This window comes from Polynucleobacter sp. AP-Elch-400A-B2 (assembly GCF_018688355.1).
In the GTDB taxonomy this organism is placed as follows: Bacteria; Pseudomonadota; Gammaproteobacteria; order Burkholderiales; family Burkholderiaceae; genus Polynucleobacter.
Map to the genome: position 1 here is coordinate 405,150 of NZ_CP061317.1, position 11,122 is coordinate 416,271.

Consider the following 11,122-nt stretch of genomic DNA (forward strand, 5'->3'; position numbering starts at 1 on the left):
TAAATAGTGTATTTAGCAAGGGAGGTAGTTTGCCAATACCAATTCCTTCAAACTTATCCATCAGTCCAATGGTGGATGTTCGTAAAAACGACCTCGTTACCCCACCTTCCGCCCCTTCAGTGATTGAAAGTCTAAGTGCAATCGATCCGCGGATTGCGCTCAATATGCCCATGCCCGTTGGGGATTCTGCAGCAGGAAATGCTGTTAGAACGGCTTTGCAAAATGGCAATCTGGCTGAATTGAAAACTTTACTTGAGTCAGGCGAGCCTAGTGTTCAGCAAGCAGTGTTACTAGAAATATCAAATCTTGCTTCAGGAAATTCGAGTTTGCCAGCTCAGCTCTCACAGGCAAACTTAACTAATTTGGTATCTGAGAATCTAAGCAAGATCGATAGTTTAGGAAGCGCCGCTTTGGGTCAATTGCTTTCTGACGTGTTGGTTGCTGATGTACCAGAATCAGCGCCCAGTTCACGCCAACAAGCCAGCTTAAACCCATCAAATAATGTGGTGGTGAGTTGGCCGGCAATAGATGTGGGTCATCTGACCCAAGATCCTAAAGCAGTGATGGGAGCCCTGTACCAAAGCTTGCAAGCTTCTGGTATTTTTGCAGCCGATCAGTTAAAGAGGGTGTTGTTTCCTGCGGGCAACTCTGATGACCTTAGCAATGCTTTTGCACCAACTGGTGTTCATCAACAGGCTAGTGAGTTAATCGCTCAATTGTCCAATAATGCGCCGATGGTTCAAGATTCAGTGCGCTTACTCTTGCGTGGCGATTTGTTATGGCAAGGTCAATTGATGCCTAATGTACAGGGCCGTTTGTACCGTGAGGATGCTTGGCGATCGGACCCTAGTCAGCCCAATCAATTAGAAAAAGGCTCTCGCATTACCTTGGAAGTGGGTCTTCCCAATCTGGGCCCTTTAAAAATTATTGGAACTCAGTTTGGAGAAAGCCTACAGTTGGTGATTCAGGCAGATTCAGCGGCGCAAGTAAGTCTGTCAAAGGCCTTTCCGAATTTAGAAGAACAATTACATGCGCATATTGATCCCGAAACTCGGGTTAGTTTGGGTCAAACTGGGGCATCTATCTGATGGAAGAAAAGAAGACGCTCAAAGCAGTTGCGCTCAAGTATGAGATGAATAGTGCTGCGCCTCGTATTACAGGACAAGGCGAAGGTTTCATTGCGGAAGCTATTTTGGCTAAAGCAAAGGAAATGGGAATTCCGACCAAAATAGAGCCTGAATTAGTAGAGTTCTTAATGCAACTCAAATTAAACGAACTAGTGCCCCCAAAACTGTACGCCGCAGTAGCAGAAGTACTTGCCTGGGCTTATGAGTTAGATGGTAAAACGCTCGAGAGACCTGTAAAAGATTAAACGCTCTGTAGCGAAATCTTGTTTATTGCAAGGGGTTAAATCAGGAATCGAGAAACGAAGCTCAGTGATCGCTATATCTTAGACTTGCAGATTGGTGACTTCTTTGTAGGCGTCAACTAGTTTATTTCGAACTGCAATCATGCCTTGTAGCGAAAGGTTGGCTTTTTGCAAAGAGACGATGACATCTTCCAGTGAAGTATCGGATGCACCGGTAGAAAATGATTGGGCTTTTGCTTGGGCGCTATTTTGTGCTGTATTGACGCTATCAATAGCATTTTTCAAAATGGCAGAAAAATCAACGCCATTGGCGCCTTGAGCATCTGCAGCGACAGGTTTACCACTGGCTGCAGCAGCAAGTGCTTGCATCCGGGTAATCATGGCATCTACGTTTGGAGTACTCATGGTCATATTATCCAACAAAATCAATCATTAATAAAGCCAGCTTCTTTGTAATATTTAAGCTTGTAGCGCAGTGCTCTTGCTGAAATCCCCAATATTTCTACTGCCTTGGTTCTGTTGCCATCCACTTTGGCCAAAACTTTCAGAATGTGCTCACGCTCTACTGAATCAATGTCTTGTCCAATCTCATCATTACTAGATGCAATATTTGTGCCACTTTTTGGGGCATCTATAGCGCTATCCAAGGCTGCATTTAAAGCCTCATGGGCCACTGGTGGCGTATCTATAGGGGCACTTTTTGCCTTTTCTAAAGAATGAATACTCATATCTTCTAGCTCTAAGTCTTCTGCCAAGATTTGGTCACCATCTGCTAGTAATACGGCTCTTTGGACAATATTCTCTAGTTCCCGAACATTTCCTGGCCAAGAATAGGTTTGCAGTAGTTTTTTTGCCCCTACGCTCAAGGTGAGCTGATCTCGACCAATATTGAGGCGATAGCGGGATAAAAAGAAATCAGCCAGGGGCAAGATATCGAGTGGGCGCTTAGAAAGCTCAGCTACATGAATGGGGAATACGGCTAATCGAAAGTAAAGGTCTTCCCGGAACTTACCACTTTTGACTTGCTCTTGGAGGTTGCGATTGGTAGCTGCGATCACTCTGACATCCGCTTGAATTAATTCGGTAGAGCCAATCCGCTCTACCATTTTGTCTTGTAGTACCCGCAGTAACTTCGCTTGTAAAGAGGCTGGCATTTCACCAATCTCATCTAAAAAAAGCGTGCCTTTATGGGCCTGCTCAAATTTACCAGTTTGAGCTTTGGTGGCCCCCGTAAAGGAGCCTTTTTCATGTCCGAATAAAATGGACTCAAGTAAGGTATCTGGAATCGCTGCGCAGTTAATCGCTACGTACGGGCCTTTTACTCTTTTTGAGTGCAGATGGATGTGACGCGCTACTAACTCTTTGCCAACTCCAGACTGGCCGGTTACCAAGACGCTTGTATCTGTTGCAGCCACTCTCTCGCAGCGAGCAAAGGTAGCAATGGTTTCAGGATCAGCGGCAATTAATTGATGCTCGGGCGCGCGTATTTCAGAGCCAACTAGTGGCGCGTCCTTAGCGGGAGCCACCAAAGCATTTACTTTCATGGATTCTGGTTGATAGCGCGCAATGATGTCAATGAGTTGTTGCGGCACAAAGGGCTTAATTAAAAAATCCCTTGCCCCAGCACGCAGCGCTTCTACAGCCAACTTGGCATCCGCAAAAGCAGTCATGATCACTACCGGAAGATCAGGACATTCTTTTTGCGCGATCTTGAGTAAATCTAATCCCGTCATTCCGGGTAATTTGTAATCCGTTACTAAAACTGTTTTCAGATCTGGGCGCAATAAGGGGATGACTGTCTCTGCTCTTTGGTGGGTCACAAAGTCGATCATATTCATCCGCAAAGTAACGGCAATCGCCTCTCTGAGGTCATCATCATCTTCGATCAAAATCACGGGAAATGGCTGTGGGTCGCTGGCACGCATAAAAGTTTTCTGACTTAATGATTTAAAGAGGGTTGGGCAAAAGGTAGGTTGATCTGAAAGATGGCACCTTGTTTAGAGTTCTCAGCGCTGATGCTGCCTCGAAAGCTCTCAATCGTATTTTTTGCAATCGAAAGACCAAGTCCAGTGCCATTAGCGCTGGTAGTAGAAAAGGGCTCAAATAAGGACTTGAGCATTTCTTTGGCGATGCCTGGACCTTGGTCAGAAATCGTAATGGTTAGCATGTGTTGATCACTTGTCGCTAGCATTTCGACTGTTTGATTGGTTTTAGAAACAGCTAAAGCGTTTTCGAGAATGGCAACAATGGCATTGGAGATTGCTTTGGGCTCTACCAACAAATTTCCGTTATTTACATTGCTGGCTGTGACAGATAGTTTGACTTGCTTGGACTCAAATAGAAACTGAATGCTTGCTTGTGCGTCTTCAATAATTTGGACCGCATTTACCAGCGTAGTCTTATTGGGTTTATTAGAAATAAAGCGCAGCATATCTTGCGAGAGCTTTTCTAAATCCAATAATTGTTTACGCAGGCGATCAGCAAATTCCTTAGAGGTGTCAGCGTTGATCTGCCCGTCACAAAGATGCGATGCATATAGCAGGGCAGTTGCCAGAGGCGTTCTAAATTGATGAGCTATACCAGCAGCCATACGACCCATTGCCGCCAATCGATTTTCTCGCTGCGTTTCTTCGTGCCGCAAAATATTGGTGGTGATATCTTGGATCTGAATAAAGCTACGCGGGCCTTCGTTGATACGAGCGACTTGTACAGTTTTTTGGATGCGTTTTTGGGCACCCTTTTGGGTAATGAGATATTCCCCTGGCGTGATAGAAGCTTGCCAATCGCTTGGAATTTCAAAAGTGGCCCCGGGTTTTAAATTGGGCAGAAAGATCAGTACTGCAGGGTTATGTAATAAAACAACTTCATTTTCCAGCAAGATAACCCCTGCTGGAATGGCATTTAAGAGAATCGCCAAACGTTGGTTAGATTTTTGGAGCTCGCTACTGAGTTGATTGATCTTTTCTTGAAGCGCAGTTTGTTGAGCTTCCAGTTTTTGGGATTCCGCATAAAAAATCGCAAAAGCCTCCTCGAGATGTTTGGTAGCATCTAATGAATCTTGCGGAGAAGGCAATTTGCCGGTTTTTGTGCTCAAGAAACGATTTTTTTAAGGGATGTGGTTTAGAGGCAATATTTGCCTCTTTTTGGTAAATATGGCTTTAGGATATCAACATTTAGGCAAAATAGGCAAAAATGTTCTATATATAGTGATATTATTATTTTTAGAAATTTCCCTGACATGACGGAATTGATCAAAATTGAGTGAAGAAACGCAACCGGGAATACAGGAAAGCGAGCGAGATGCGGCAGTAGTCAATATTGGCTCTGTTGGCGCCTCCACCTCAGCAACTCCTGTTCAAAGTCCTAGCGGTGGCGGTACAGCACTCCCCCAAAGTTTAGTAGGCCTACAAAATCGTTTTAAAGCGCTAAACGCTCAGCAACGCCTGATTTTGTTCGCCGCAGTGTTTTTGGTGGTTGCTGTAATGGTGTTTGTTTCGGTCTCTGGAAGAAGTAAAGACGACTATCGAATCTTGTTTTCGAGTATCAATGAGCGTGACGGGGCTGCCATCGTAGCGGCTTTGCAGCAGATGAATGTGCCTTACAAGTTTACTGAAGGCGGAGCAGCAATCCTAGTGCCTGAATCCGCTGTTTATGAGACCCGTCTTCGTTTAGCGGGTCAAGGGTTGCCAAAGGCAGGTAATGTCGGCTTTGAGCTGCTGGAAAACCAGAAAATGGGAACCAGCCAGTTTGTCGAGCAAGTGAATTACCAGCGTGGCCTAGAGGGTGAGTTAGCTCGTAGCATCAGCTCCTTAGCCCAAGTTAAATCCGCAAGGGTGATGCTGGCAATTCCCAAGCAGACCGCTTTTATGCGCGAGCAGGAAAAGCCTACCGCTTCCGTCATTGTGACGATGCATCCTGGAAGATTTTTAGATCCCCAGCAGGTAGCGGCTATCACGAATTTAGTGGGATCTTCGGTTCCAAATCTGGGTCCTGCCAATGTCACCATAGTTGATTCGGAAGGCAGTTTGCTTGCGCCAAATGCACAGCGCCTAGCTGGTTTAGACAGCACGCAACTCAAATACGTTGCCGAGCTCGAAGGCGCTCTTTCAAAGCGGGTACAAGCAATTTTGGAACCTGTTACTGGTAAAGAAAATGTTCGAGCCCAGGTAACGGTCGATATGGATTTTGGTGAGTTAGAGAGAACCGAAGAAACCTTTGGTCGTAATTCGCCACCAAATCAATCTTCGATTCGAAGCCAACAAACCAATGAGGCTGCCACGCCAAGCTCGACAACGTCAGGTGTGCCTGGCGCTTTAACCAATCAAGCGCCAGGGGCTGGGCAAGCACCGATTAATACCCAAGCAGCTGGCGGTGCAGCAGGGCCCCAAAACCTTAACGCACCTCCAACAAGTTCAGGCTCGAGTGCCAGTAATATTAAAAAAGACGCGACGATTAATTATGAGCTTGACCGCGCCATTCAGAGAATTAAGTCTGAAAAAGGGCAAGTCAGAAGAGTTTCTGCTGGCGTTGTGGTGAACTATAAACAGCCCCTTGGCTTGGATAAGGATGGCAAGCCCCGTAAGCCGATTCCTTATAACACTAAAGAGCTTGATCAAATCAATAATTTGGTGAGGGATGCTGTTGGTTTTTCAGAAAAGCGTGGGGATAGTGTCAGCGTTGCCAATATTCCATTTAAGGTTGAGGTAAGTGATGAACCCCCGTTCTACAAGCAAGCTGGGATCATTGAACTAAGCAAAGAGTTCTTCAAGTTCGCCATTATTCTGGGTTCACTCAGCCTCATGTTTTTTGGAGTTGTGCGTCCATTGCTCTTTCCTCCGAAAAAGGATGAAGTTTTGGAAGAGCAGCGTATTGAGGAAGAGTTTGACGAGAAGATTAAAGCGGAGATGGCACAGATGGATCCTCGGGCGCGTGAAAAGCGTCGTATGGAAGTTGAGTTGTTGCGTGAACGCCAGCGTGCTGCAGAAGAAGAAGAGCGTGCTAGAGCTGAGGAAGAGAAAAAACGGTCTGAGGAAGAGAAAAAACGGATCGATGAAGAGAAGAAACAAGAGTACGAGGACCTGCTTCAGTACGCTAAGGACTTTGTGGAAAATAATCCTAGAGCAGTTTCTGCAATCTTCAAAGAGTGGCTGTCTGAAGATGCGGCTAAGCAAAATGCAGGCGCAGCTGAAGCTGCCGCACCTGCCGGTTAATATGAGGAGAATCTGTTTTGGCTGATGAAGCTCCCGTAGAAAAAACGCTATCGATAGCAGATGCTCTGAAAGAGGGAGTCAAGTCTGCCCCTGCTGGTGGCACCATCTCTTTTGATGACTTGGACGGTGCTTCACGTGCTGCGGTTGTCCTTTTGGCTGTTGGCGCTGAGTCTGCAGCGAATGTGATGAGGGGCATGACGCCTTTTGAGGTGCAACGACTCTCAGGAAAGATGGCCGTAGTGCGCTCCTTAAGTAGAGACTTAGTGCTGGAGGTATTGCGGCAATTTAAGGATGTCACCGCCAACAATACGCAAGTTGCATTTGATACCGATGACTTCATGCAGAACATGCTTACCAAGGCAATGGGTGCAGAAGGTGCTTCAGATCTATTAGGCCGCCTTGAAAATACGCTTGATATGTCTGGTATCGAAACACTCAAGCGCATGGAATCTGACGTGCTTTACGAGCTCATTAAAAATGAGCATCCACAAATCATTGCAACGGTGATGGTCTTCTTGGATCCTACTCAGGCTTCTGCCTTGCTCAAGTTATTTGCTGATGAATTACGAAACGAACTCATCTTACGTATTGCTCTGTTGGAAAAAGTTCAACCTGCAGCTCTGAAGGAGTTAAACGAGGTGATGTCTCGTTCAGCAGGCCCAGACTCAGACTTCCGTCGCAGCAGCGTGGGTGGTGTAGTGCCTACCGCGGAGATTTTGAACAACCTCTCCGGCGGCTTGGATAAACAAGCCTTGGAAAACATCCGAAAATATAGTGGTGAGTTGGCCGATGCTATTCAAGAAAAGATGTTTGTCTTCGAAGACTTCTTGGAGCTTGAAGATCGTTCATTACAGACTTTAATGACAGAGGTTCCACAGGAAACATTAATCATTGCATTAAAAGGCGCAAGTCCGAAGTTGCGCGAAAAAATCTTCAAAAATATGGCGAAGCGCTCTGCCGATACTGTGCGTGAAGATCTTGAAACAAGACCGCCTGTGAAGGTCATTGAAGTTGAGACAGCCCAAAAAGATGTCATTGCAATCGCTCGCGCCTTGAGTGAAGAAGGTCGAGTCAATATGGAGAGAGGTAAGTCCGCTGATGCCTTCCTCTGATGAGGACTCCTTGCTAACGCGATGGGAGCCACCTTCTTTTGACCCTCCTAAACCTCCTAAGCCACCTAAGGTGGCTCCGATTCATTACCCCACCGTTGAAGAAGTTGAAGCGATTCGACATGATGCTTATGAAGAAGCCTATGAACTTGGTTCTAATGAAGGCTTTGTAGAAGGACGAACAGCTGGTTATGACGAGGGCAAGACAACTGGTTATGACGAGGGATATAAAGCGGGGTATCAAGATGCAGAGCAAGAGACGCTTCGTTTGCAAAATGCTTTGGGGCAACTTTTAGAGTCGCTTGTTGGGATGCCCGAAGCAATTGCCGCACCTTTAACCCAGTTCAGTTTTGAAATTGCCTCTCGTTTGAGTGCAAATAGTTCAATAGAGCGCGCTCCCTTTGTGATGGCGGTGCAAGAAGCGTTGATGCGTTTGCCACGACCAGGTGAAAATCTCTATCTGCGTTTGCGTTCTGAAGAAGTGGACACTTGGAGAAAGATTGTTGAGGACCCAGGTTTGCCATTTAATTGCACGATTTTAGTAGATGCTGATGTTCGTCCTGGGCATGCTTATGTCGAGGTGAGTGGTGCTCGTATTGATGTTGGGGTTGAGGCACGCATGGCATTAGTGAGGACAGCCTTGGGTTTGGATGGCTCAGTTGCTCAAGATGACAAAGTGGTTGATCAAAAAATCACACCAACACTTTTGGAAGATGAGTCTATTGGAGAGGTGCAAGCTGCTGATGAATCTTCTGCTGAAGAAGATCATGATTTTGCGGACGATACTAGTAGCGATTCTGAAATGGATGTTGAAACAGATTCCGAAACAGAGTCTGATGATCATCCAATCAATCCTGATGATCAGGTGCAGCCAGAGTGAGCGTGTTACAACCTCAGGAATTGGTAAGTCAGTTAGAGTTGCGTCGCCAACACTTGATGCAAACTCCTTACTCCATTCGAGAGGGAAAATTAAAGCGCGTCTCTGGAATTGTCTTGGAGGTTGAAGGCCTACCAATGAGTATTGGATCGGGCGCTACCATCTTGTCCGAGCTAGGCGGCAAGACCTACGATGCAGAGTGCATTGGCTTTAATGGCGCAATTACTTATTTAATGCCGATTGATGCGATGGAAAATATTTCACCGGGGGCGCTAGTGTATCCAGCAAATACGCCATTTAACTCTGGAGCAGGTTATATCTCTAGTAGCGTGGGTGAACCCCTGACGATTGGTGAGAGTTTGCTCGGTAGAGTAGTTGATGGTTTGGGTCGACCTATCGATGGCAAAGGATATGGTGAAAAACAATTTTCACCCATCATTCAAAGAATGTTAAATCCCTTGGATCGAACACCTATTCATGAACCTTTGGATGTGGGTATTCAAGCTGTGAATGGTTTGTTAACAGTGGGCCGTGGTCAACGCGTCGGAATATTTGCGGGATCTGGAGTCGGTAAAAGTGTTTTATTAGGAATGCTTGCGCGCAATTGCGTTGCTGATGTGATTGTGATTGGCCTAGTTGGTGAACGCGGTCGTGAAGTACGCGAGTTTTGTGAAGATACTTTGGGGCCAGAATCATTTAAGCGTGCGGTTGTTGTAGCAGCGCCTGCTGATGCTTCTCCCTTAGCGCGCTCAAAAGGAGCGTCCTACGCAACCGATGTTGCGATTTGGTTCCGAGATCAAGGCAAGCATGTGGTTTTGATTGTTGATTCACTCACTCGTTACGCAATGGCTTTGCGTGAAATTGGCCTAAGCTTAGGAGAGGCTCCAGTAGCACGAGGCTACCCTCCTAGCGTATTTGCACGCATGCCAGAGTTAGTTGAGCGAGTCGGAAATGGCGCCAATCCTGATGGTTCAATCACTGCTTTTTATACCGTCTTACTAGAAGGTGATGACACCAATGATCCAGTTGCTGATACCGCACGCGGTATTTTGGATGGCCACTTCTTCCTTTCTAGAGAATTAGCTGATAGCGGGCACTACCCAGCCATTGATGTGGAGAAATCAATTTCTCGGGTGATGCCAAAAGTGGTGTCAAAAGAGCATTTACTCTCCGCTAGAAGAATGAAGCAGCTATACAGTCGGTATATGCGGGGAAGGGACTTGGTCTCGATGGGTGCTTATATTGCGGGCAGCGACCCGGAATTAGATGCTGCTTTGCAAGCTTGGCCCAAAATTCAGGCTTTCCTGCAGCAAGATGCTGATGTAGCGGTTCCCATAGATCAAACAGAGACTTTGTTAGCTGAAATTAGCCCGCCCAATCTATAAAGCTTATGAATGCTATAGAGCTCCTTCATCGCTTAGCCAAAATACGAGAAGATCAGGCTATGGCACGGGCAAAGCGCGTTGCTAGTCAGGTAAATCAGCAAAAAGCCTTTAAAGATCAAGTACTTGACTATGCAAAAGATTATGAGGCTCAATTACTTGCTGGTGGCAAAGGCGGATCTTCAGTGGCATTCATTCAGGATGCCAATGCCTTTAGAGAGAAGCTACTGCATAGCGCTATAGAGATGGATGGTCAAATTCAAGGTATGACAAAGGCTTCTGAGGAAACCTTAAAAGTAGCTACTTTAGCCAGAATGCGCACTCGGGGGCTATCTAAATTAGTAGACAAAATGCACCTCGAGGCCAAAAGAAAGCAGGCTAAAGCAGAACTTAGCCAATTTGAAGATAACTTCTCAGCAAGGCTGAGTTTCAAATCTGGCACGAAAGATGCATAGTTGGTAGTGTTCCTTTTGGAGAATGCATGCCAACAGTTAGTCAAATACAGATGCAAGCAGTAAATAGCCCCATCACTGAGGCTATTGCGCTACCGGGTAGTCTTGCCGGCAGCGCTGCTGCGCCTGCTGGTTTTGATACTTTCTTGGCATCCCTGAACCAAAAGATGGTGGCACGCTTGGATGGGCGTTCAAATTCTGATAAATCAGCGAGCCCTAAAGCGGATTTAGGCATTCTGAATATGCAAAATTTGCCACAATTTGCTGGTCAAACAAAAAAATCTGCAAAAATTACCGATTCTATGCAGTTATTGGCAGCTCAGCTAGCTGCACAGGGCCTCATTAATCCTGCCTTAGCCCAGTCTGCAGTAGCCAACCCATTGCAAAATAGCGGTAATGGCGTCAATGCAATAGATTCATCCGGTTCGTTATCAGGCCTAAATTTACTTAACGGACTGGGTTTAAATGGTCAAAATATCGATCCACAGCAAAGCCGATTAATGACCCAATCGCTTGCTAAAGCGATGAAGGACTCAGGCCAGGCCAATGACCTAGGGACTCAAAATTCACAAGTAATGCAACTAATGCAAATGTTGCAACAAGCTAAACCCGTGAACGCGGCTCAAGCCAGTGCCTTAGAGCAGTTAAAGGGCTTAGTGAACCAAGCAGCTCAGGCAGCTCAGGCAGCCCCTCAGCAAGCACCTACCATCACACTGACCCAAG

11 protein-coding genes are annotated in these 11,122 nt (G+C 46.2%); 8 read left to right on the forward strand and 3 right to left on the reverse strand.

Annotated features, from left to right (window positions below; translation table 11 throughout):
- Positions 1-29: 29 nt before the first annotated feature.
- Together FD977_RS02190 and FD977_RS02195 are read left to right on the forward strand one after the other, a co-directional pair.
- The gene (locus FD977_RS02190) at positions 30-1,088 is read left to right on the forward strand and encodes a hypothetical protein (protein ID WP_215305956.1); all 1,059 of its coding nucleotides are present in this window, start codon (positions 30-32) and stop codon (positions 1,086-1,088) included.
- A complete protein-coding gene (locus FD977_RS02195; RefSeq protein ID WP_215305957.1) occupies positions 1,088-1,372 on the forward strand; it encodes an EscU/YscU/HrcU family type III secretion system export apparatus switch protein in 285 nt (94 codons plus the stop codon). The genes FD977_RS02190 and FD977_RS02195 overlap by 1 nt, the downstream gene beginning before the upstream one ends.
- A 78-nt stretch (positions 1,373-1,450) precedes the next feature.
- Here FD977_RS02195 and fliE read toward each other — a convergent pair whose 3' ends face one another.
- From fliE to FD977_RS02210, 3 genes are read right to left on the reverse strand one after another with little or no spacing between them, the layout of a single operon-like run.
- Positions 1,451-1,774, reverse strand: coding sequence for a flagellar hook-basal body complex protein FliE (gene fliE, locus FD977_RS02200; RefSeq protein WP_215305958.1), 324 nt, complete (start codon positions 1,772-1,774; stop codon positions 1,451-1,453).
- A 20-nt stretch (positions 1,775-1,794) separates the two neighbouring features.
- The gene (locus FD977_RS02205) at positions 1,795-3,294 is read right to left on the reverse strand and encodes a sigma-54 dependent transcriptional regulator (RefSeq protein ID WP_215305959.1); all 1,500 of its coding nucleotides are present in this window, start codon (positions 3,292-3,294) and stop codon (positions 1,795-1,797) included.
- Between the two features lie 14 nt (positions 3,295-3,308).
- Positions 3,309-4,463 carry a PAS domain-containing sensor histidine kinase gene (locus tag FD977_RS02210; protein ID WP_215305960.1) on the reverse strand — a complete coding sequence of 385 codons (1,155 nt, stop codon included), beginning with the start codon at positions 4,461-4,463 and terminating at the stop codon, positions 3,309-3,311.
- 163 nt (positions 4,464-4,626) lie between these two features.
- Here FD977_RS02210 and fliF point away from each other — a divergent pair, with 163 nt between their 5' ends.
- The 6 genes from fliF to FD977_RS02240 form a co-directional block, all read left to right on the forward strand.
- A complete protein-coding gene (gene fliF / locus FD977_RS02215) occupies positions 4,627-6,579 on the forward strand; it encodes a flagellar basal-body MS-ring/collar protein FliF (RefSeq protein WP_215305961.1) in 1,953 nt (650 codons plus the stop codon).
- 17 nt (positions 6,580-6,596) lie between these two features.
- Positions 6,597-7,691, forward strand: a complete 1,095-nt coding sequence (gene fliG / locus FD977_RS02220) for a flagellar motor switch protein FliG (RefSeq protein WP_215305962.1) — start codon at positions 6,597-6,599, stop codon at positions 7,689-7,691.
- Positions 7,678-8,568 (forward strand): FliH/SctL family protein, encoded by an 891-nt coding sequence (locus FD977_RS02225; protein ID WP_215305963.1) that lies wholly within the window; start codon positions 7,678-7,680, stop codon positions 8,566-8,568. The genes fliG and FD977_RS02225 overlap by 14 nt, the downstream gene beginning before the upstream one ends.
- A complete protein-coding gene (locus FD977_RS02230; protein WP_215305964.1) occupies positions 8,565-9,950 on the forward strand; it encodes a FliI/YscN family ATPase in 1,386 nt (461 codons plus the stop codon). Before FD977_RS02225 ends, FD977_RS02230 begins: the two co-directional genes overlap by 4 nt.
- Positions 9,951-9,955: 5 nt before the next feature.
- Complete coding sequence (locus FD977_RS02235; protein ID WP_215305965.1) at positions 9,956-10,402, forward strand: flagellar export protein FliJ; 447 nt, start codon at positions 9,956-9,958, stop codon at positions 10,400-10,402.
- Positions 10,403-10,428: 26 nt separating this feature from the next.
- Positions 10,429-11,122, forward strand: a 694-nt coding sequence (locus tag FD977_RS02240; RefSeq protein WP_215305966.1) for a hypothetical protein, incomplete at its 3' end; no start/stop codon positions are given.

Bases quoted from the DNA above. Each gene is read 5' to 3' on its own strand.
- FD977_RS02195 (WP_215305957.1), top strand. From the start codon at position 1,088: ATGGAAGAAAAGAAGACGCTCAAAGCAGTTGCGCTCAAGTATGAGATG.
- fliE (WP_215305958.1), bottom strand. From the start codon at position 1,774: ATGAGTACTCCAAACGTAGATGCCATGATTACCCGGATGCAAGCACTT.
- FD977_RS02205 (WP_215305959.1), bottom strand. From the start codon at position 3,294: ATGCGTGCCAGCGACCCACAGCCATTTCCCGTGATTTTGATCGAAGAT.
- FD977_RS02225 (WP_215305963.1), top strand. From the start codon at position 7,678: ATGCCTTCCTCTGATGAGGACTCCTTGCTAACGCGATGGGAGCCACCT.
- FD977_RS02235 (WP_215305965.1), top strand. From the start codon at position 9,956: ATGAATGCTATAGAGCTCCTTCATCGCTTAGCCAAAATACGAGAAGAT.